Consider the following 22548-nt stretch of genomic DNA (forward strand, 5'->3'; position numbering starts at 1 on the left):
AGCGAGCGCTTGACCTCCTCTTGGAATTCGACGCGGCTCGGCCTGCCAGGACGAGAGTCGAGGTGAGCCGCCCCAAGCCTCAATTCTTGGTCGCCTCGCCTGGTCATCAACTGCGATCGCACGGAATACCATCCAGCCGGTGTAACCATGCAACTTCACGAAACTACAACCCACCGGGCGGCCCGAGCCAGCCGCGTCTTGGTCGTCGACGACGAGCGGAACATCCGCCTGGTCTTCCGGACGGCTCTCGAGTCCGTCGGCCTGCACATTGAAGAGGCGGCGGACGGGGCCGCGGCCCTGGAGCGATTGGAGCATTCGTCGTTCCACGTCGTCTTGCTGGACCTCCAGATGCCCGGCGTGGGCGGGATGGACGTGCTCCGGCGCATCCGCGAGAAGGGCGATGACACCCCCGTGGTCGTCGTCACCGCCCACGGCACGATTCCCGACGCCGTGGCGGCGATGAAGCTGGGGGCCGTCGACTTCGTCCAGAAGCCCGTAACCCCGGTCGTGTTAAAGACGGTGGTCTCGGAGGTGATCGATCGCCACGCCCTGGACGCCTCACGGCCCGCGCCCGACACTCGCCGTGAGGCGCAGCCCGTCGTCATCACCCTGGGGCCGCCCGCGGTCGACCTCGCGCCGGTCAAGCTTGCGCTGAATCGCCGCGACTTTGACCTGGCTTCCACGCTGTTGGATCGCGTGCTGGACATCGCCCCGGAATCGGTGGAGGCACTCAACCTGATGGGCGTCCTGCTGGAGAGCCGTGGCCAAGACCACGCGGCCTACTACGCCTACAAGAAGGCGCTCGCGGCCGACCCGCATTACCGACCTGCGTGCGACAACATGCGTCGCTACTGCTTGCGTTTCGGCCTCGACGCCGACAGCCCGCAGATCAACCCCGCCGTTGGGTGGGAGGCCCGGCCTGGGCCGTCGCCCTCCTGACTCCGCGCTCGGCCTCTCGGCCGACGGTCGGGGCTCGACGCCGCGTGACGATCCGGTAAACTGATTCCGCCGGGTCGACGAGTTGCGCCACGAGGCGGTCTTGCGCCTCTTTCGAGAAGTCTCGGTCGAAACGGCAGGGCCGCCGCCCCCGGACTCACCGAGAATGTGACGCTGTAGTAATGAAAATATTAGTCGTCGACGACGAGCCGAACATTCGGCGAACTTTGCGCGTCGCCCTGGAGACGATGGGCCACGAGGTCCAGGAGGCGGCCTCGGCGTCGACGGCTCTGAGCGAGGTCGAAAGACAGCCCTGCGACGTCGCGCTCGTCGACCTCCGTCTCGGCGGCGAGTCGGGGCTCGAACTCCTGGAATCCCTGCGGGCGCAATCGCCTCGTCTGGCGGTGGTCCTCATCACGGCGCACGCCTCGATCGACACCGCCGTCGAAGCCATCCGACGCGGGGCGCTCGATTATCTTCCCAAGCCCTTCACCCCCGCCCAGGTGCGCGCCGTCCTGGAGCGAGTCGACCAGGTTCGCGGGCTGCGGGATCGGGTCGCGGACCTTGAGCAGCAGGTCCGGGATATCGTTCCCGAGGTCGAGCTGGAGAGCTCCGACCCGCAGATGCAGCAGGTGATGGAGCTGACCCGGCTGGTGGCGTCGGCCGACGCGGCCGTCTTGATCCGGGGTGAGAACGGCACCGGCAAGGGGGTCCTGGCCCGCGCGCTGCACGCCTGGAGCAAGCGAGCCGGCGGGCCGTTCGTCACGGTGAACTGCCCCAGCCTCAGCTCCGATTTGCTGGAAAGCGATCTGTTCGGGCATGTCAAGGGAGCCTTCACCGGGGCCGTGCGAGACGCGGCCGGCAAGGTGGCCGCCGCCGAAGGCGGAACGTTGTTTCTGGACGAGATCGGCGAATTGCCGCCAGCCCTCCAACCCAAGTTGCTGCGGTTCCTCCAGGAGAAGAGGTACGAACGCGTCGGCGAAGCCAAGACTCGGATCGCCGACGTCCGGCTGGTGGCGGCGACCAACCGAGACCTCGAATCCGCCGTCGCCTCGGGTGATTTCCGCGAAGACCTCCTCTACCGGCTCAACGTCGTCGAGCTGACCCTGCCCCCCTTGCGTCGCCGCAGCGACATCCGAACGTTGGCCGAACACCTGCTTGCGTTCTTCTCACGCCAGTCGGGCGGTCGCCTGAAAGGCTTTACGCCGGAGGCGCATGATCGGCTCGCCCGCTACGCCTGGCCCGGCAACCTGCGCGAGCTGAGAAACGCCGTCGAGAGGGCCACGATACTGGCGGCGGGCCCGCTCGTCGGCCTCGCCGATCTCCCCGACCGGATCGGCCAGATGCAGACCGACGCCTCGCGATCGATCGAGATCGGCCAGTCCGCCACTCTCGAGCAAGTAGAGTTCGAGCACATCCGCCGCGTGCTGGTCGCCGCTCCAAACCTCGAAGCGGCCGCGCGCATACTCGGGATCGACCCGAGCACCCTCTACCGCAAGCGGAAACAGTACGGGCTGTGACAACCGCCCTTCACGTTGCAAGGGCTACCGGGCGTTCTGCACGATAAGGCCTCCGACCCTCTCGGCTCCGAGGTTCGCAAGGTTTTGCGAAACCCCTGTTCGGTTATCGACTTAACGTTGATTCTTGGACTGGGCACGTCACTTGCTTTACCTCGTCGCATGAACTGCGCGACGACCTGAGTTTCGATGGATCCGCCTTGAGACTCTCTCGGCCTCGCAGATCCGGTCGCGTCCGGGGCCAAGGCGGTCCCTATCGACGCGGGGGCCGTCCGCGAGCATTTCAGGTTGGGCGACGCTACATTGCGCGTGACAACGGTGTCTCATGCCCAGCGATGGTTCCGAACGAGGCAATCATGTTCAGAACGCTCCGGTCGAGGCTTCTCATCGGGATCGCGCCTCTACTCGCCATCATGGTGGCTTTGGGAGTGTGGGCCATCGTCATGTTCACCCGCCTCGGCGGAAACATCGACGTCATCCTGCGCGAGAATTACAAGAGCGTCCGGGCCGCTCAGGACATGAAGGACGCCCTGGAACGCATGGATTCGGCCGCCCTGTTCGCCATCGGCGGTCGGGACGATCGGGCTCGTAAGCAATACGACGAGTTCCGGCCCGTCTTCGAGACCAACCTGAACATCGAACAGAACAACATCACCCTGCCCGGCGAGCAGGTGATGGCCGACGAACTGACGAGACTCTACAGCGATTACCACAGGCTGAGCGACCGGTTCTACACCCTGCCTTCCGGCTCGCCCGAGCGATCCGAATTGTATTTCAGTGAACTGCTGCCGACGTTCGATGCGATCAAGCAGCAGGCCGACGCGGTGCTGGACCTCAATCAACGGAACATGGAAACCGAGAACGACCGCGCCCGCGACGCCGCGACCGTCTCGGTCCGGCTCATGATCCTGGCCCTCCTCGGGTCGGCGGCGGTTGCCACGGTGATCGCCTTGGTCCTGAGCCGGTCGATCCTCGTGCCGATTCTCGCGGTGACGGACGCGGCTCGGGCCCTGGGCAAAGGGGACTACGACCAGGTGGTGCCGGCCACGACGCGCGACGAGCTGGGCGAGCTGGCCGTCGCCTTCAACGCGACCGCCCGCCGCCTGCGCGAGTATCAGCAGGCCGGGACGGCCAGGCTCGTGCGTGCGCAACAGACGGCGCAGGCGACGATCGACACGTTCCCCGACCCGGTGGTGGTCGTCGATCCCGTGGGCTCCGTCGAAAGGGCCAACCCGGCCGCCCGGCGGATTCTCGGCGTCTCGTCATCGGAGGCGGACGCCCCCTGGATTCCCCTGCCCCAGCTCCAGACGCCGCTGGCCGAAGTGCTCGCCGGCCGCGGCGATTACCTGCCTTCCGGCGTCGAACAGGCCATCTGCCTTCGAGACGACGGCCAGGAACGGTTTTACCTTCCCCGGGTCCTGGGGATGCGCGACGACGATGGGCCGCTGGGAGCCGCCGTGGTGCTCCAGGACGTGACCAAGTTCCGCCTGCTCGATCAGCTCAAGAGCGACATGGTTTCCACCGTCAGCCACGAGTTGAAGACCCCGCTGACCAGCATCCAGATGGTCGTTCATCTCTTGCTGGAGGAGGCCGTCGGTCCGCTCTCCACGAAGCAGATCGAGCTGCTGATGGCGGCGCGTCAGGATTCGGACCGCCTCCTCGCGATGCTCAACGACCTCCTCGACCTGGCTCGAATCGAACAGGGCGGCGTCAAGCTCGACCTCAAGCCTGTCACGTCCAAGGATCTCGTGGACCAGGCCGTCGAGCGGTATGAGGCCAGGGCGCAAGATGCGGGCGTCGCTCTTGAGAGCCATGTCGCGCCCGAACGGGCCGCGGTCCTGGTCGATCGGGAGCGGATCGATCACGTTTTCGACAATCTGATCGGCAATGCGCTGGCCCACACCGGCCGAGGCGGCTCGGTCCGCGTGTCGGCCGAGGCCGATGACGGCTCCGTCCGATTCGCGGTGACGGACACGGGCGAGGGCATCCCGGCCGAGCACTTGCCGAGGATCTTCGAGCGGTTCTACCGGGTGCCGGGTTCCCGGGTCAGCGGCGGAGCCGGGCTGGGCCTGGCCATCGCCCGCGAGATCGTCACGGCCCACGGCGGTCACATCGAGGCGAGCAGCGAACTGGGTCAAGGCAGCGCCTTCACCGTCCTTCTCCCCTCCGCCCCGCGAGAAAACGGAACACCCAGCGCGGAGGTCGACATATGAGTGATTCGCGTCGCATCCTGATCGTCGAGGACGAGCCCAACGTAAGGCTCGTCTTCTGCACGGCGCTTCTCTCGAACGACTACACCCTCTCCACGGCCGCGGATGGGGAGTCCGCCCTGCGCTGGCTGAAGCAAGAGCCGGCCGACGTGGTCCTGCTCGACCTCCATATGCCCGGGATGGGCGGGATGGGATTCCTCCGGCGCCTCCGCGAGGCGGGGATCGACGTCCCCGTGGTGATCGTGAGCGCCCACGACCAGGTCCCTAACGTCGTCCAGGCGATGCGCCTGGGGGCCATCGACTTCGTGCCCAAGCCCGTCACGCCCGAGGCCCTCCGTCGAATCGTCGCCGAGGTCCTCTCGCGAACCGCCAAGCTCGCGCCGCCCGCCAAGCCCGAGCCGAAAGCCGCTCCGGCCTCGGCCTCGGGCGCGACGGCCGATGCGTTGACGCGGGCCAAGGCGGCCTTCAATCGTCGGGCGTTCGGTGATGCCGAGGCGGCCCTGCGGCAGGCGATCGGAGGAGTCTCCCGCTGCGCCGAGGGGCATTACCTGCTCGGTGTTCTGCACGAGTTGCGAGGCGAGCGGCACGCCGCCTATTCGGCCTACAGAGCCGCCGTCCAGGCCGACCCGGAGTTCGAGCCGGCCACGTTCCACCTGATGAAGTACTTCGACGACAAGTTGATGTAACGGGGGCGGTCGACCGCCCTGTTCCTGACCCTGGCCGCCTCCCTGATGGGACTCGGCCGAATTCCGCGAGGAGGTGGACCGTGATGGCCTTCGCCACGTTAGCCCTGGGCATGGCCCTGTTCGCTCTGTTTTTCGGACTCGTCTCCGGCTGCGACCGACTTTGAACCGAGGCGTTCCCTCGTCCCTGACGACCTCTCGTTATTTCTTGGAGATACGTGCATGAATCGCACGCTCCCGCCCTGCTCTCAAGGCGCCTTGCCGGAGGATCGACCGTGCTCTACTTGACCGCCGTGCTCACCGTGCTGGCTCTGATTTACCTGGTCTACGCCATGATCCGCCCCGAACGTTTCTGAACCGTCGCGAGGAAGCCCCGCCCGGACGGTCCCACCTCGGATTCTTCTTCGCAGACACCTATTGTTTGGAGACCCTTACGTGCCATCGACGTTGTCCTGGCTACACCCATTCTGGGCGTTCGCCCTGCCCATCGCCATGTCGTTCCCGCTCGGCTGGCTCATGTGGCGGTCGCTCGACGTGCCCGAGGATCGCGCGGGGCGCGGCCTCGACGCCCTGCCGATGTTCCTGCGCCGCCTGATCGATCGCCGCCCGCCCGCGAAGATGGACTGGAGGCGGTACGCCTTCGCGATGCTCGCCTTCAACGTGGCGCTGTTCGTCCTGTCGTTCGCGCTGCTCTATTTCCAGGACAAGATCCCGCTGTTGAACCCCGACGGCAAGGGGCCGCTGACGACCCTGGGATACAAGGACGCGGCGGGCGTCCAGCACGACGGCGCCGACACGGCGGTGATCTTCAACACCGTCTGCTCGTTCGTCACCAATACGAACCTCCAGCACTACTCGGGCGAGCAGAACCTGTCCTACTTCAGCCAGCTTGCCGCGATCGTCTGGCTGATGTTCGTCACCCCGGCCGCCGGTCTCTGCGTGATGCTGGCCACGCTCCGGGGGCTGCGGGGCGACAAGGACATGGGCGACTTCTACGTCGACTTGATGCGCGGGCTTCTCTTCGTGATCATCCCCTACTGTCTCCTCGTGGCGGTGCTCCTGGTCGGGATGGGCGTGCCGATGACCTTCGAGAAGGCGGCGACGGCGGCCACGATCGACGGCGCGGCGACGAAGATGGAGACGCAGACCATTGCGCGAGGCCCGGTGGCGGCGCTGGTGGCGATCAAGCAGGCCGGGACCAACGGCGGCGGCTTTTTCGGCCCGAACTCGGCCCACCCGTTCGAGAACCCGTCGCCCTGGAGCAACATGTTGGCCCTGGTTTCGATCATCGTCCTGCCGATGTCCTCGATCGTGATGGCCGGGCTGATGCTCAAGAACAGGAAGCATGCGATGGTCATCTACGGCGTGATGCTGGCGTTCCTGGCCGCCGGCGCCTTGATCGCCATTCGCGCCGAGGTCGAGCCGAGCGCAGCGACCAGGGGCCTGCCGGTGGTCCAGGGACCGAACATGGAGGGCAAGGAGGTGCGGCTCGGCCCCGTGGCCGCCGCGACATGGTCCGCCATCACGACGGCGACTTCCAACGGCTCGGTCAACAGCATGCACGACAGCCTCAACCCGATCGCCGGCGCCGTGCCCATGAGCTTGATGATGCTCAACGTCGTCTTCAGCGGGATCGGCGCCGGGTTCGAAAACATGCTCATGTACATCGTCGTCGCGGTCTTCATCGCCGGCCTGATGGTGGGCCGAACGCCGGAGTACCTCGGCAAGAAGGTCGAGGCGAAGGAGGTCAAGCTGGCGATGCTGGCGATCCTGATCCATCCGCTCCTGATCTGCGCCGGAGCGGCCCTGTTCGCGGCGACGGACTGGGGGGCGAAGACGACGGCCAACCCCGGATCGCACGGGTTCAGCGAGATCCTTTACGAGTTCACCTCGGCGGCGGCCAACAACGGCTCGGGGTTCGAGGGCCTTGCGGACAACAACCCGGCCTGGAACATCGCGACGGGGGTCGTCCTGCTGCTGGGCCGGTTCCCGGCGCTGATCCTGCCGCTGGCCGTCGCGGGTTTCCTCTCGACGAAGAAGCGCGTCCCGCAAACCACGGGCACGCTGCGAACCGACAACCTGACGTTCGCCGGGATGCTGCTGGGGACGGTGCTCCTCGTCGGCGCCCTGTCGTTCATGCCCGCGGTCGTCCTCGGCCCGATCGCCGACCACCTCTCCGCATTGAAGCACTGAGCCGTCCAGGCGCCTGAAAGTCGCTTGGCCCTCAGCTCCGGCCGGGCCCCGAGCCCGTCCGGGGCGGACGTCGAGCCAAGGAGAGTGGCGAAGCGTTCGTCCGGGCCCTCGGAGGAGGGTGCCCGGCCGGAGTTGAGAGCCAAGCGGCGATGAGCATTGCGGCGCTCGATCCAAGACAATACTCACGAAGGGGAAGTGAATACGATGAGCCTCGACACCGAGGTCGGAGCGCCCGCTCGGGACGCCTCCGGAGCCCAGGCATTCAGACTCCAGCGCCGTAGTACGAGGAAGCTCCGCCTCTTCGAGCCGGCCCTCGTGCGGATGGCGACCGTCCAGTCCTTCAAGATGCTCGACCCGAGGGAAATGGCCCGCAACCCGGTCATGTTCCTGGTCGAGGTCGGCACCGTGCTCACGGCGATCGTGACCGTCCAGTCGATCGTCCAGCACGCGGCGATCGGGCTGATCGTCTACCAGGGGGTGCTGGCGGCCCTCCTGTTGCTGACGGTCTTGTTCGCCAACTTCGCCTCGGCCCTGGCCGAGGCGCGGGGCAAGGCCCAGGCCGACAGCCTGCGGGCGACCCGCGCCGACACGCCCGCCTTCCGCCTGCACGACCTGAAAAGCGCCTCCGGCGAGATCGTCCCCTCGACGACGCTTCGCGCCGGCGATTACGTGGTCATCGAGGCCGGGCAGGTCATACCGACCGACGGCGAGGTCGTCGAGGGGGTCGCGTCGGTCGACGAGAGCGCCATCACCGGCGAGAGCGCGCCGGTGATCCGCGAGGCCGGCGGCGACCACTCGGGCGTCACCGGCGGCACCCGCGTCCTGTCCGACCGGATCGTCGTCCAGGTGACGGCCGAACCCGGGCAGAGCTTCCTGGACAAGATGATCGCCCTGGTCGAGGGCGCCGCTCGGCAGAAGACCCCCAACGAGATCGCGCTCACGATCGTCCTGGCCGCGTTCTCGTTGATCTTCCTGATCGTCACGGCCTCGCTCTACCCGATGGCCCGCTACTTCGGCCTCACGTTGGACATCGCGACTCTGATCGCGCTTCTGGTCTGCCTGATCCCGACCACCATCGGCGCGCTGCTGGCGGCGATCGGCATCGCGGGCATGGACCGGGCCCTGGCGGCGAACATCATCGCCAAGAGCGGCAAGGCGGTCGAGGTGGCCGGCGACATCGACACCCTGCTCCTGGACAAGACCGGCACGATCACCATCGGCAACCGCCGAGCCACGCAGTTCTTCCCACTGAACGGCACTTCGCCCAACGACATCGCCCGGGTGTCCGGCCTGGCCTCGATGGCCGACTCCACGCCCGAGGGGAAGAGCATCCTCGACCTCGCCCGCCAGCAGTCGGCCGTCGACGGCCGCCCACCGGACGACGCGACCTTCATCGAATTCACCGCCCACACCCGCATGAGCGGCGTGGACCTTCCCGACGGGCCGAGGCTCCGCAAGGGCGCCCCGAACACCATCGCCAAGTACGTCCAGGACCAAGGCGGCGGCATCCCCGACGGGTATCAGCGGACCGTCGACGCGATCGCCTCCGGCGGCGCGACCCCGCTCGCCGTGGCCGAGGACGACCGGATCGTCGGCGTGATCAAGCTGGAGGACATCCTCAAGCCCGGCATCTCCGAGCGGTTCGCCCGGCTCCGCCAGATGGGACTGCGCGTGGTGATGGTCACCGGCGACAATCCGCTCACGGCCACCGCGATCGCCGCCGAGGCCGGCGTCGACGACTTCATCGCCCAGGCCACGCCCGAGGCCAAGCTCGCCTATATCCGCAAGGAGCAGGAGGGGGGCAAGCTCGTGGCCATGATGGGCGACGGCACCAACGACGCCCCCGCGCTCGCCCAGGCCGACATCGGCGTGGCGATGAACTCGGGCACGCAGGCCGCCAAGGAGGCCGGCAACATGGTCGACCTCGACAGCGACCCGACCAAGCTCATCGAGGTCGTCGAGATCGGCAAGCAGCTCCTGATGACCCGGGGCGCATTGACCACGTTCTCGATCGCCAACGACCTGGCCAAGTACTTCGCGGTCATCCCCGCGATGTTCATCGTCACCTTGCCCGAGTTGAAGGTCCTCGACGTGATGGGTCTGGCGACGAACGGCGGCGCGTACTCGGCGATCCTGGCGGCGGTGATCTTCAACGCGATCATCATCCCGCTGCTGATCCCGATCGCGCTGAAGGGGGTCAAGTACCGCCCCGTCGGCGCCGGCGCCCTGCTGCGGCGGAACCTGTTGGTTTACGGCCTGGGCGGCGTGATCGCGCCGTTCATCGGCATCAAGCTCATCGACGTCGCGATCGACCCGCTCCTGGCGTTGGTCGGCATCATTTGAAACCGGCGAACAGCCCCCTCCTTTCAGAAGGACCAGACTGAGATGATCCGCGAGACCGTCAACGCCCTCCTGGCCTGCGTCGTGACCTTCGCCCTCTGCGCCATCGCCTACCCGGCGGCGGTCTACGGGCTCGGGCACACGCTGTTCCCCAAGCAGGCCCGGGGGAGCCTCATCGAGCGCGACGGCAAGATCGTCGGCTCGGAGTTGATCGCCCAGCCGTTCGCCTCGGATAAATATTTCTCGCCCCGCCCCTCGGCGGCCGGCGCCACCGGCTATGCCGCTGACGCGGCCAGCGGCTCGAACCTGGCGACGACCAACCCCGCCCTGCGCGACCGGATCGCGTTGGATGCGGCCCGGCAGATCGCTTCCCGGACCGGTGACGCCGAACTGAAAACGAGCCTCGAACGCCTCGACGCCCTGCAAGCCGAGCTGAAGGCCAAGAAGGAGATCAAGGAGCCGTCCCAGGACGACGCCGACGCCGTCGTCAAGCTGGAAGGGGAGGTTCCCACGGCTCAAGCCAAGGTCCTCGATCGTTCGTCAGGCTTGGGCGAGTCGGACGAATTCCGGGTTCCGATCGACCTCGTGACCACCTCCGGAGCGGGGCTCGATCCGCACATCAGCCCCGAGGCCGCGCGCTACCAGGCACCCCGCGTGGCCGCCGCGCGCGGCCTTACTCCCGAACGCGTCGAGGCGCTGATCGAGGCGGACACGGATCGATCGGGCGAGTTCATCGGCGCGCCGTCGCGAGTCAACGTCCTCCTCCTGAATCTGGACCTGGACCGAGAGGCTCCGGGGCCGAAGCCTCCGGCCGTGACGCCGACCGCGACTCCCTCGGTCGCAGCTCCGCCGGCCCCCGTCGCCGAGGCCGTATCGGCAATCACGGCTTCCCTGAACGCGCTATCGAGCCGCGTCGACACGTTGCAGGAACGCGTCGGAGCAGCACCCGACGCGAATGCGGCGACCGAGGTTAAGGACCTGCGGGCGCGCGTCGACAGGATCACCGACGATCTCAGTCCCACCGCCGAGTCGGTCCGACGCATGGACGAATTGGTCAAGCGCGTCGCGACCCTGGGCCGGGACCTCGATGCCGTGCGATCCGAGGCGAAGCTGGCCAGGGGAGGAGATCCGTCGGCCGAGTCCGACAAGAAGATCCAGGCGATCAGGATGGAGGTCCAATCGCTGAAGGGCTCGTTCATGCGTCTGGAGGCGGCCTCGCGCGACGCCAAAGCGCAACCGCCCGGCCTCGACCCGGCCGTCAAGCTGTTCCAGAGTAAGCAGTACGCCGAGTCGGCCCGGGCCTTCCGCGCTCTCACCCTGTCCCACCCCGACGACGCCCGCGTCTGGTACTTCGCGGCGCTGGCGCAGGGGCTCTCCACCAGCCAGTGGCAGGGAGCCGAGGTCCTGGAGTTGGTCCACAAGGGCGGAGAGCGGGAACAGGCCGGCACTCCGTCGTCCGAAACCATCGACAAGGCGTTCGCCGGGCTGACCGGGGAGACCGGCCGGGACTGGCTGGCGTACTACCGCCAGCTCGTCGTGAGGCGGTGAGACGTTCAGGCGCTTCGAGCCCGTTGACTCGGCCTACAGATAGGACCAGCCCGCCATGCCCAAGACCGACGCGGCCCGGCCCAGCCCCGAGCAGTTCCTCAATCTCATTCGCCGCCAGGAGCGGGGCCGGCTGAAGGTCTACCTCGGCTCCAACGCGGGTGTGGGCAAGACCTACTCCATGCTTCGCGAGGGGCAGCGGCTCAAGAAGCAGGGAGTGGACGTCGCGATCGGCATCGTCGAGACCCACGGCCGCGCCGAGACCGCCGAGCAGCTCGGCGACCTGGAGGTCATTCCTCCCCGTCAGATCGAGTACCGGGGCGTGACTCTTAAAGAAATGGACCTCGACGCGATCCTGTCCCGCCGCCCGACCATCTGCCTGGTCGACGAGCTGGCCCATACGAACGCGCCGGGCAGCCGTCACCCCAAGAGGCATCAGGACGTCGAGGATTTGCTCCGCGCCGGCATTCATGTGATCACTACGGTGAACGTCCAGCACTTGGAGAGCCTCTACGACAACGTCGAGCGGATCACGGGCATGAAGGTCAAAGAACGACTGCCCGACTCCGTGATCGGCGAGGCGGATCAGATCGTCAACGTCGACCTGTCAGTCGAGGACCTGCTGGAGCGAATGAAGGCTGGCAAGGTCTACCCGCCCGAGCGGGCCGAGCGGGCGATGGAGAACTTCTTCACCCCCGCCAACCTGACGCGCCTGAGGGAGATCACGCTGACGGAGGTGGCCCACCTGATCGACCGGCGCGGCCGCCGGGCCGAGGCCGACCGGGGCCCGTCCTCGGCCGCGGAGCGCGTGATGGTGGGCCTCTCCAGCCGCAGTCCCAACGCCCCCGCCCTGCTCCGCAAGGCGGCTCGCCTGGCCGACCGACTCAACTCCCCCTGGTACGCCGTCTACATCCAGACCCCGGCTGAGGACCTGACGAAGACCGACGCCGCGACGCACCGCATCTTGACCAAGAATCTGGAGCTGGCCCACCAGCTCGGCGGCATCCCGATGACGTTCAAGGGCGGGGACGTGCCGAGCACCATCCTGGCCTTCGCCAGGGAGTACGACATCCGCGTTGTCGTCATGGGCAAGAGCCACCAACCCTGGAGGCGACGCCTCTTCGGCGGTTCGATCTTGGAACGCCTCATCCGCGACTCTTCCGGCCTGGACGTGCTGATCGTCGACGTCTGAGCGAGGATCTCGGGCGTTTCGCCGTTTCGATCGTGCAGGATCCACGGAACCGAGGTTCCTCCTCCGTTCTCGTGAATCGCCGCAACATGATATAGGCATGTTTCTTGCGGTCTTCTCCTCGAAAAGGAACGCGGCGTGCTTTCTCAGAGTCGTGAAGCCCGCGGCGGAGAAACCGAAGCCGCGCGTTTCTCGCCGTCACGTCCGAGGCGGGACGAAGCGGGCCGGATGAACAGTCTTGCGCGACCCAGGAGAGACGATGCACGTCGACGACCTTTATTTCGTGATTCCCACCTACCGCCTCCGAGACGTCGGAGAGACGGTGCAGCAGTATGACGAGCACTTTTGGCGGAACGGCCACTCGCCGACCCTGATCGTGTTCGACGATTCCAGCCCGGCGGCGCAGGAGAAGTACTACCCACTGCTCGAACAGACCGCCACCCACAACGACCTGTACTACGTCGGACCCAAGGAGAAGGAGCAGCTCGTCGGTTACCTGAGCACCCGCCTCCGCGACAAGAGGCTGGACGGCCTGGTCAAGAACCTGTTCCGCCCGAGCTATGGGGGGAACCGCAACTACACGCTCATGTACACCCTCGGCGGCCTGATGATCTCGTCCGACGATGACATGAGGCCCTACGCGCTGATGGAGCACAGCCTGGAGTCGCTGGGCGAGGGCGAGGTCAGCCGGGGGCGCCTGCACCCCGCCGGCCACAACGGCTACAGCCGCAAATCGTTCGACATCGTCGGCTCGTTCCTGGACGTCCTGGGCAAGCGTGCGGACGAGGTCCCGGCCAACTTCGAGAAGGGGGAAGTCCTGCTCGACACCGCGATGGAGTTGGAGACGAACGTCTCGAAGGGCCTGGCGCGGGAGAACTCCCTGGTGCTCGAACGGGGCGTCGTGACGCCCGACACCATCATCAAGATGGCCCAGACGTTCCGCTCCGGGACCAACGACATCGACGCGATCGACTTTGCCGAGATGTTCCTCGAGAACGAGGACCAGCTCGACCCCGACGAGCTGCACGCGCTCTACGTGCTCGTCAATTTCCGCCCGGTCGTCACCAACAAGAACTGGAGGATGGACTGCGGGGTGGCCGGATACGACAACACCTTCGGGCTGCCCCCGTTTTTCCCTACGCGTCTCCGGTTCGAGGACTACATCTACCGGCTGTGGATCCAGCAGAACGGCGTGGCCGCGGCCCACGTCGACGCCGCGCAGGACCACTCGAAATCCAGCTACATGCGGAATCCGGTGGCCGCCGAGATCTTCAACGAAGAGGTCTCGAACCTGCTCAAGAGCAAGATCAAGGACTCGGTCTCGCGCGTGGACGATCTTGGCATCGCGTTCGACTACGAGGGCGAAGTCACGGCCGAAGACGCCGCCGCGATCCTGGACAAGGTGCGGGCCATGTATTCCCGGACCGTCGAGGCGACCGGGAGGGCCACTCGCCCCGAGCGCCGCGACGCCCTGCGCCTGTTCGCGGCCAACCTCCAGAAGGCGTTCTACGGGTTCGAGCCCGACTTTTTCCATCAGAACCTGCTGCGCGTGGTCGACGACGTGGTGACGACGATCAAGGGCTCGATCGAGCTTTGGCCGACCCTGGTCGAGATCGCCTATTTGCAGAAGGACCGCCGGGGCCTTCCTCAAATCAAGGTGAACAATCGGCGCGTGGGCTGAGCCCGCGCAGTCCGCCCTACGTGGAGTCCAGTTCATGCGGATCGCTCAGGTGGCCCCGCTTTTCGAGTGCGTCCCGCCGAAACTGTACGGCGGGACGGAGCGGGTCGTTTCGTACCTTACCGAGGAACTCGTGCGACAGGGCCACGAGGTCACTCTATTCGCCAGCGGCGATTCGGAGACTTCCGCCCGATTGGTCCCGGGCTGCCGCCGGGCGCTCTGGCAAGAGGCTGGTTGCCTGGAGACGCTCCCGCATCACGTCCGACTCGTGGAGATGGTCGCCGCCGAAGCCCATCGGTTTGATTTGATCCATTTCCACATCGACTACGTCCATTTCCCCGTCGTGGGGCGGCTGCCGTGCCCCACCGTCACCACGCTCCACGGCCGGCTTCACCCGCCCGACCAGGAGGGGCTGTTCGAGACCTGTTCCGAGGTCCCGCTCGTATCGATATCAGACGACCAGCGGAGGCCGATCCCTTCGGCCAACTGGCAGGCGACGGTCCACCACGGGCTGCCCCTCGACTTGCACACCTTCCGCGACGCGCCCGGGTCGTATCTGGCGTTCCTGGGCCGAGTGTCACCGGAGAAGGGCCTGGACAGGGCGATCGAGATCGCCCGGCGGGCCGGGATGCCGTTGCGGGTCGCGGCCAGAATTTATCCGGAGGAGCGGCCGTACTACGAGCGCGTGATCGAGCCCTTGCTGCGGGCGTCGCCCTGGGTCGAGTTCGTCGGCGAGGTCGGCGGCGCGGCGAAGGACGACTTTCTCGGGAACGCCCACGCCCTCCTGTTCCCGATCGAATGGGACGAGCCGTTCGGGCTTGTGATGATCGAGTCCATGGCGTGCGGCACCCCGGTGATCGCGTTCCGTCGCGGGTCGGTCCCGGAAGTGATGGTCCATGGCGTGACCGGATTCGTGGTGGAGGACGTCGCCGAGGCCGAGGAGGCTCTCGGCAGAGTGCCGACGCTGAGCCGATGGGCCTGTCGAAGGACGTTCGTCGAGCGATTCGGCGCCGCCCGGATGGCGATGGATTACCTGGCGGTGTATCGCAGGCTGGTCGGCGGCGGATCACGTCCGATCGCCCGAGGCGCGGGCCGGGCTTTCATCGCCGAGCCGCTCGCCCCGATCCGTCGCCACGGCCGGCTGCTGGGGCCCGTCGCCGCCGTTCAGTCGCCAGGAGGGGCTTGACGTGGCCGAACACGACCCGACGGACCCGGCCCCCCCTTCCCCGGCGGGCGACCCGCACCATGTGCTGGCCGCCACCGGGGCGACCGACGATCGCACCCGGGTCCTCAAGCACAACGACGCCTTCGCCGTGTTCGACCACCTCGGCAACATAAGGCCCGGCGGCCTCGGCGAGCAGGGCCTCTACCACGATGGCACCAGGCACCTGTCCTGCCTGATCCTCGACCTGGATGGACAGCCGCCCTTCTACCTCGGGTCCACCATCCGGGACGAGAACGACCAGCTCTCGGTAGCCCTGACGAACCCGGACCGGCTCCGCGACGGCCGCATCGAGGCCCCGCTCGGGACGCTGCACCTGGCCGTGCGGACCTTCCTCCGGGAGAAGGCCTGCCACTGGCAACTCCGGATCAGGAACCACGGCCCGGCTCCGGTCGACGCGTCGATCCTGCTGCGCTTCCGCGCCGACTTCGCGGACATCTTCGAGGTCCGCGGGATGAGACGCGAGGCCCGCGGCCGCGACCTGCCTCCGGAGGTCTCGGCCGATCGCGTGGTGCTGGGCTACGTCGGTCTCGACGGACGAACCCGCCGGACGCTGCTCCGATTCGCCCCGAACCCGGACCGGCTGACTGAGGACCGGGCCCGATTCGAGCGCTCGGTCGGCCCCCACGAGGAGGTCGCGATCGAGCTGGCGATCGCCTGCCGGGGCGAGGGAGAGGACGCCGAGCCCCCCTGGTTCGCAGAGGCCCGGGCCACGGTTGAGGCGGCCTCCGAGCGGCTCAAGGCCGGTTCCTGCCGCGTGCGGGCGTCGGACGGGCGGTTCGACGCATGGATCCGGCGGGCCGAGTCGGACGTGCACATGATGACCTCCGACCTGCCGACCGGCCCGTATCCCTACGCCGGGGTCCCGTGGTTCAACACGCCGTTCGGCCGCGACGGGATCATTACCGCCCTGCAATGTCTCTGGCTCCGGCCGGATCTGGCCCGCGGCGTGCTCGGCTACCTGGCCGCCACGCAGGCCGTCGATGAGGACCCGGGGCAAGACGCCGAGCCCGGCAAGATCCTCCACGAGACTCGCAACGGCGAGATGGCGACGCTCGGGGAGATGCCGTTCGGCCGGTACTACGGGAGCGTCGATGCGACCCCACTGTTCGTCCTGCTGGCGGGGGCCTATTACGAGCGAACCGCCGACCGGGCGTTCGCCGCCGCGATCCAGCCGAACGTCGAGGCCGCCCTTTCGTGGATCGATCGCTACGGGGATCGCGACGGCGACGGATTCGTCGAGTACGAGCGACGCACGGCCGACGGCCTGATTCATCAAGGTTGGAAGGACTCGGACGACGCCGTGTCGCACGCCGACGGGACGCCGGCGATCGGCCCCATCGCCCTGTGCGAGGTCCAGGCGTACGTCTACGCCGCCCTCCGGGCCGGGGCCGTCCTGGCGCGGGCCCTCGGGACGCCCGACCGGGCGGCCGAGCTGGATATCCGGGCGGACCGGCTCCGCGAGCGTTTCGAGGCGGCGTTCTGGTGCGACGACCTCGGAACGTACGCCCTGGCCCTGGACGGAGACAAGCGGCCCTGCCGGATCAGGTCGTCCAACGCCGGCCATTGCCTGTTTGGCGGCATCGCCTCGCCCGAACAGGCCGCGCGGCTGGCTCGCGGGCTGACCTCGCCGGACTCCTTCTCCGGTTGGGGCGTCCGGACGCTGGCCGTGACCGAGGCTCGGTACAACCCCATGTCGTACCACAACGGGACCGTCTGGCCGCACGACAACTCCCTGATCGCCTACGGAGCCGCGAGGTATGGGCTGCAAGAGATCGCCGTGCAGGTGATGGAAGGGATCTTCGCCGCCGGGACCTACTTCGACCTGAACCGGATGCCGGAATTGTTCTGCGGGTTCGACCGGATTCAGGGCGAAGGCCCGATTCCGTATCCGGTGGCGTGCGCCCCGCAAGCCTGGGCGGCGGGCTCGGTGTTCCTGCTCTTGCAGGCGTGCCTGGGCCTCGGGGTCAGCGGCGTCGAGCGTCAGGTCTGGTTCCACCGGCCGCAACTCCCCTCCTTCCTGCCCGAGGTGCGGATCACGGATCTGTCCGTCGCGGGATCCACCGTGGACCTCCTGCTCGTCCGCCACGGAGACGACGTCGGCGTGAACGTCCTCCGCCGAACCGGAGACGTCTCCGTGGTCGTAGCCAAGTGAAGCGACCTGAGCCCGACCACCCCGGCGTGTTCGGGAGCTGCCGCGCGGTTTCCGCGCGCCTCAATCAAATGCTCGCCGACGCCTTGACAACTCGACGCCGCCAGGGCATGATCGATCGAGTTGAGACTGAATCTCAATCGCAACCGCGATTGGGAGACGGCGGCGTCGGGGGGCCGGGGCTGTCATCTTGAATCCACGGGAACGGCAACCATGAGTCAGACCGGGAACATCCTGAATCGTTGCTTCGAGCTGGCGGGCGCGGGTCGGCTTGACGAGGCGGGGGATCTGGCGGAGAGCGCGCTGGCGGTGGAAGACGAGAACGGATCGCTCTGGCGGTTCGTCGGCCTGCTGCGTCATCAGGCGGGCGACTTCGCGGGGGCGTGCGACGCGCTCGAGACGGCGCAGCTTCTGGTGCCGCTCGACCCGGCGACGAACTGCGCCCTGGCCGAGTGTCTGGCGCGGACGGGCTGCCGGGGGCTGGCCAGCGAGATCTACCGCACCCTGGCGATCAGCGACCGCACTCCGGAGCGGCTGCTTCCGGCCGTCGCCGCGGGGCTGGGATATCTTGGTGAATACACCACCGCGCTTGAGGTCTGCGTCGACCTCACGCGCCGCCAGCCCGAGTTTCCCGAGGCTCATTTCGGCGTGGCGTTCTACCTTCGGCGGTTGGGGAAGCCCCCCTCGGCCGCCCTGCCCTTCATCGCCCGGGCGCACGAGCTGGCCCCCGACGTGGCGCTCTACCGGATCTCGCTGGCGACGCTCCTGGACCACGCGGGACGCCGCGAGGAAGCCTACGACCTGCTTCGCGACGTCGACCTCGACAGCGTCTCGTGCCAGTGCTGCCTGCGGAGGATGACCACGATCTTCCTGGCCGCCGGTGACGCGAACCGAGGTGAAACCTGCCGTCGCAAGGCCGTCGACGGCTGCGGCGAATGCTGATCCGGCGTCCTCCAAGACCCATCTAGAGCGGTTCACCTTTGAGTCGCGCACAGCCGGGGTATCCGGAAGACCGCATTACTGTAGGGGCGTCCCTTGTGGGCGCCCGAATTGCGGGGATCGCCGCAGTCGCCGACGCCGATCGGGCGCCCACAAGGGACGCCCCTACGTGTGCAACCCAAACGCAAACCGCTCTAAACGGCCTTGAGCTCGTCGTTGTGAAGCAATGAGGCGTCCAGCAGCGGAAGCAGGTCGGCCTTTCGCTTGACGAACTGGTCGAGCGTGTATTCGTCGAGGACGGCCAGGAACGCCTGCTGCGCGCGCTGAATCGCCCCTTTCAGGCCGCACGCCGGCGCGATCGGGCACGTGTTCGTCTCGAGGTCGAAACACTCGACGAGATGGAAGTGCGGCTCCGTTTGACGGATCAGCCAGCCGACGTTGATCTCCGACGGCTTCTTCGACAGCCGCATCCCGCCCCCTCGACCGCGCTGGGCCGTCACGACGCCCAGCTCGGTCAGGCTCTGGACCACCCGCACCAGGTGGTGCCGAGATATCCCGTACGCTCGGCTGATCTCGTCGACCGAGACCAGCCTCTCCGGCCGGCATCCCAGGTACAGCACCGTGCGCATCGCATAGTCGGAGAACTGCGTAAGTTGCATGTCTGCTCCATCCCCGGACTCGTCCTACCGAAGAAATGCCGTCGCCCGATTGACTGGGCGGCCTCTGATCTATAATATGCATTCAGTATGCAAATTAAAATCCTGGCTCGCAAGCTTCCACAATCTCGCGGCCCTGCTGTGACGCGTGGGGGAGAGTCGAGCGCGACGCTATGACGACATCATAATGTTCGCGAGTCCTAGCTGCGCGGACAACTGATGCTATTTGAAGTCGCCGGGACGGGTAATGCCGACGTCCGCGCGTCCTCCTCGGGGCGTTTGTGGTCCCTTGAGCGTCGTCCGGGGCGAGTCGTTTTCCTCCGTGTTCGCAAAGAGAGGCTTCCCGATGTCCGAGCATGCACCTTCGTTCGCCGACGTGATCGACGTCCTTCCTCGCGAGCTTCTGACCGAGGGGCATCGCGTGGATACACTCGTCAAGACGCCCACATTCGAGGTCAAGCGACTGTTGCTCTCGAAGGGGAAGGAGATCCCCACGCACCAGGCCCCTGGCGAGATCACGGTGCAGTGCGTGGCGGGTCGCATCGCCTTCACCGCCGGAGGGGAGACTCACGACCTCGAAGCCGGACGGATGCTCTACCTCCGCGCCCGAGAGCCCCATTCGCTGGTCGGACTCGAGCACTCGGTGGTGCTGGTGACGAAGCTCGCGGGGGCGCCGGCCGGCTCGTGAACGATCGCCTGGTCAGCCGCGCGCGAACCGCTTCTGGTATTCGCGCTCGGTGGCCAGTTGGTCGCCGGCTTCAAGCCGATCGAGGAAGACGATCCCGCGCAGGTGGTCGTCCTCGTGCTGAAAGATCCGGGCGACGAAATCGTGAAACTCGCGGACGACGTGATCGCCCCGGACGTCCTGATAGCGTGCCACGATCCGCTTGTGCCGGGCGACTTCGCCCCGCAGCCCCGGGATGCTCAGGCAGCCTTCCCATCCCTTGACCCGCTCGGTCGAGCGCTCCACGATCTCGGGATTGACGACCACGATCGGTTCCATTTCGACGGCGTCCGGATAGCGCGGGTTTGGTCGCGAGGCGACGATCATGATCTGGAGCGGTTGATAGACCTGCGGCGCGGCGAGGCCCACGCCGTCGGCGTCGCGCAGGGTCTCCAGCATGTCGTCGATCAGGCCTCGCACTTCGTCCGTCAGAGGGAACGGCACGGACGTGGCCGGCGCTCGCAGAATGGGATTGCCAAGGTGGGCGATCTGTCGGAGAACGGCCATCGTCGCGAGGTCCTCGAATGGGGATGGAAGAACCGATTGCGGCTGGATTGCAGTCGAGCTGGGGCGCGATGAGGGGTATTCGAGCGCCGAGGCGTTTGAAGCGAAGACGATGATGACCACTCCTCATCCGGCCTTCGGCCGCCTTCTCCCGCAAGAGGAGAAGGAATGCTGGCAACAGCTGATTTTGATAGTTGCCTGCAAACCAACAGAAAGCCGCCCTGACGCGATGTTTCTTTTGATGATCGGCCGTGGCGCCTTGAAAAACAAGGCGAGTCCAGGTCCTCGTCCCGTGCGTTCCGGCGCGGTATCCTCATCGTGCCCGTGAGTTCACCTCGCACGAAGGATCGAGGAAGCCGGAGATCGGTCATGAGACATCGCGTCGCTTGTCGGCTGCTCGCCGCGGCCCTGCTGACGGTTTTGGGCGCTTCGGTCCACGCTGAGGAACCCAGGACAGCCTTGGGGGCGGCTTTGGGCCCCTGGATTCGCATCAATCAGATCGGCTACCTGCCCGACGATCCCAAAATCGCGGTGCTTTCCAGCGATCAGCCGCTGTCGGGCGACTTCTCCGTCGGGGATCTGAAGGCGTCGATCGGCGTCGATCAGGGGGCCTGGGGGCCGTTCGCTCATAACTACCGACTCGATTTCACGGCCGTCCGGTCGCCGGGGCGGCATCGCATCCGGTTCGACAAGGTGGAGTCGCCCGCGTTTTCGATCGGGGGCGACGCCTATGCGAAGACGCCCGCCGCGCTCCTCGACTTCATGAGGCTCCAGCGGTGCGGCGAGAATCCCGTCACCGGCACGAAATGCCATCAGCAAGACGCGATCGACACGATGACGGGCGAAAAGGTCGATCTCGTCGGCGGCTGGCACGACGCGGCCGACCGACTCAAGCATATGATCACGACATCGTACTGCGTCGCCGCTCTCAAGCTGATCGAGGGGGACGGCGCCCAGGCCGAGGCTCGCCACGGCGCTCCCTTGATCAAGAAGCTGCACCCCAAGCCGGGCGTCATCTACGTTCAGATCGGCGACGACCGCGATCACCGGCCGCCGCAAACGCTCTGGGACGACGACAAGTCCGACTACGGCTGGGGGCCCGGAGGACCGAGGTCCGCCTGGCCGGCGACCGGAAAGCCCGAGGGACCGAAATATAAGAACCAGTCGACGGGCATGGCCAGCCTCGCGGGCCGCTGCTCGGCCGCGATGACGCTTTCGGGCGACCTCGACGCGGCCCGCTCGATGTACAAGCTCGCCCAGGATCACCCCGGCTGCGCGATGTCCGTTCCCGTCTTGGCGCCCCATTATTACGGCGAGAGCACGTTCTACGACGATCTGGAATGGGCCGCCGTCGAACTCTATCGCGCGAGCCGCGACCCGCGCTATCTGGCCGAGGCCGTCGCCTACGCCGACAAGGCCGGCGACAATGTCTGGATGGGCCGCGACGCCCACGGCCACTATGAGTTCTTCCCATACGTGAACCTCGCCCATTGGCGGCTTTACGAGCTGGTCGAGGCGCCCGTGCAAAAGCGGCTCGCCGAGTATTACCGGCTGGGGTTGGAGCGAATCCGCGAGCGAGCCTTGCGGAACCCGTACCGGATCGGCACGCCGCTGGTCTGGTGCTCGACCAACGACGTGATCGCCTTCGCCACGCAGGCGAGGCTTTACGAGCGGATGACCGGCGACGCCCAGTTTCGGTCGCTCGCCACCGAGGCCCGCGACTGGATCTTCGGCCGCAACCCGTGGGGCGTCTCGTTCGTCATCGGCACGCCCGCCGACGGCGCGGCGGCGACTCGGCCTCATCATATGTTCTTCAAGTTGGCCCATCACCTGCCCGTCGGCGGCCTGGTCGACGGACCGGTGACCAAGGCGATCAACGACGGCCTCAAGTTCTCCGCCTTCGAAGCCGATCCCCTGGCCCACTTCCAGTCGGACGCGGCCGTCTACCACAATGAGTTCGCCGACTTCTCCACCAACGAGCCGATCATCGACGGCACCGTCTCGCTGCTCTTGCTCCTGGATCTGTGGGAAGGTTCGTGATTTCCAGAGCCGGCTTCTCG

The 22548-nt window shown here is 66.9% G+C and carries 16 protein-coding genes and 1 pseudogene; 15 read left to right on the forward strand and 2 right to left on the reverse strand.

Features of this window, described 5'->3' with window-relative positions; genetic code table 11:
* Positions 1-147 precede the first annotated feature (147 nt).
* From BSF38_RS01815 to BSF38_RS01875, 13 genes and pseudogenes are all read left to right on the forward strand, one after another.
* Positions 148-939, forward strand: a complete 792-nt coding sequence (locus tag BSF38_RS01815) for a response regulator (protein WP_083712626.1) — start codon at positions 148-150, stop codon at positions 937-939.
* Between the two features lie 179 nt (positions 940-1118).
* Positions 1119-2456 carry a sigma-54-dependent transcriptional regulator gene (locus BSF38_RS01820; protein WP_076343193.1) on the forward strand — a complete coding sequence of 446 codons (1338 nt, stop codon included), beginning with the start codon at positions 1119-1121 and terminating at the stop codon, positions 2454-2456.
* A 353-nt stretch (positions 2457-2809) separates the two neighbouring features.
* Positions 2810-4666 (forward strand): HAMP domain-containing sensor histidine kinase, encoded by a 1857-nt coding sequence (locus BSF38_RS01825; RefSeq protein ID WP_076343194.1) that lies wholly within the window; start codon positions 2810-2812, stop codon positions 4664-4666.
* The gene (locus tag BSF38_RS01830) at positions 4663-5349 is read left to right on the forward strand and encodes a response regulator (RefSeq protein ID WP_076343195.1); all 687 of its coding nucleotides are present in this window, start codon (positions 4663-4665) and stop codon (positions 5347-5349) included. Before BSF38_RS01825 ends, BSF38_RS01830 begins: the two co-directional genes overlap by 4 nt.
* 215 nt (positions 5350-5564) lie before the next feature.
* Positions 5565-5702 (forward strand): potassium-transporting ATPase subunit F, encoded by a 138-nt coding sequence (locus BSF38_RS29755; RefSeq protein WP_168189289.1) that lies wholly within the window; start codon positions 5565-5567, stop codon positions 5700-5702.
* Between the two features lie 79 nt (positions 5703-5781).
* The gene (gene kdpA, locus BSF38_RS01840) at positions 5782-7539 is read left to right on the forward strand and encodes a potassium-transporting ATPase subunit KdpA (protein WP_237170699.1); all 1758 of its coding nucleotides are present in this window, start codon (positions 5782-5784) and stop codon (positions 7537-7539) included.
* Between the two features lie 204 nt (positions 7540-7743).
* Entirely contained in the window at positions 7744-9882 is a 2139-nt protein-coding gene (kdpB, locus tag BSF38_RS01845; RefSeq protein WP_076343198.1) for a potassium-transporting ATPase subunit KdpB, read from the forward strand.
* 42 nt (positions 9883-9924) lie between these two features.
* Positions 9925-10662, forward strand: a pseudogene (locus BSF38_RS32550) (potassium-transporting ATPase subunit C); the annotation flags it as partial.
* A gap of 820 nt (positions 10663-11482) precedes the next feature.
* Positions 11483-12616 carry a sensor protein KdpD gene (locus tag BSF38_RS01855; RefSeq protein ID WP_076343200.1) on the forward strand — a complete coding sequence of 378 codons (1134 nt, stop codon included), beginning with the start codon at positions 11483-11485 and terminating at the stop codon, positions 12614-12616.
* A gap of 256 nt (positions 12617-12872) precedes the next feature.
* Positions 12873-14294, forward strand: coding sequence for a hypothetical protein (locus tag BSF38_RS01860; RefSeq protein ID WP_076343201.1), 1422 nt, complete (start codon positions 12873-12875; stop codon positions 14292-14294).
* 34 nt (positions 14295-14328) lie between these two features.
* A complete protein-coding gene (locus BSF38_RS01865; RefSeq protein ID WP_083712628.1) occupies positions 14329-15477 on the forward strand; it encodes a glycosyltransferase family 4 protein in 1149 nt (382 codons plus the stop codon).
* A gap of 1 nt (position 15478) precedes the next feature.
* A complete protein-coding gene (locus tag BSF38_RS01870) occupies positions 15479-17668 on the forward strand; it encodes an amylo-alpha-1,6-glucosidase (protein ID WP_076343202.1) in 2190 nt (729 codons plus the stop codon).
* A 210-nt stretch (positions 17669-17878) separates the two neighbouring features.
* Positions 17879-18607 carry a tetratricopeptide repeat protein gene (locus BSF38_RS01875; RefSeq protein WP_076343203.1) on the forward strand — a complete coding sequence of 243 codons (729 nt, stop codon included), beginning with the start codon at positions 17879-17881 and terminating at the stop codon, positions 18605-18607.
* Between the two features lie 191 nt (positions 18608-18798).
* Here BSF38_RS01875 and BSF38_RS01880 read toward each other — a convergent pair whose 3' ends face one another.
* Positions 18799-19263, reverse strand: a complete 465-nt coding sequence (locus BSF38_RS01880) for an RrF2 family transcriptional regulator (protein WP_076343204.1) — start codon at positions 19261-19263, stop codon at positions 18799-18801.
* Positions 19264-19606: 343 nt separating this feature from the next.
* On the opposite strand from BSF38_RS01880, the gene BSF38_RS01885 reads away from it, so the two are divergent.
* On the forward strand, positions 19607-19948 hold the full coding sequence (locus BSF38_RS01885) for a cupin domain-containing protein (RefSeq protein ID WP_076350529.1): 342 nt from the start codon (positions 19607-19609) through the stop codon (positions 19946-19948).
* A 12-nt stretch (positions 19949-19960) separates the two neighbouring features.
* On the opposite strand, the gene def is transcribed toward BSF38_RS01885, so the two are convergent.
* The gene (gene def, locus BSF38_RS01890) at positions 19961-20491 is read right to left on the reverse strand and encodes a peptide deformylase (RefSeq protein WP_076350530.1); all 531 of its coding nucleotides are present in this window, start codon (positions 20489-20491) and stop codon (positions 19961-19963) included.
* 366 nt (positions 20492-20857) lie between these two features.
* Here def and BSF38_RS01895 point away from each other — a divergent pair, with 366 nt between their 5' ends.
* Positions 20858-22528 (forward strand): glycoside hydrolase family 9 protein, encoded by a 1671-nt coding sequence (locus BSF38_RS01895; protein ID WP_083712630.1) that lies wholly within the window; start codon positions 20858-20860, stop codon positions 22526-22528.
* Positions 22529-22548: the final 20 nt, after the last annotated feature.

The organism is Paludisphaera borealis (genome assembly GCF_001956985.1).
Taxonomy (GTDB): Bacteria; Planctomycetota; Planctomycetia; order Isosphaerales; family Isosphaeraceae; genus Paludisphaera; species Paludisphaera borealis.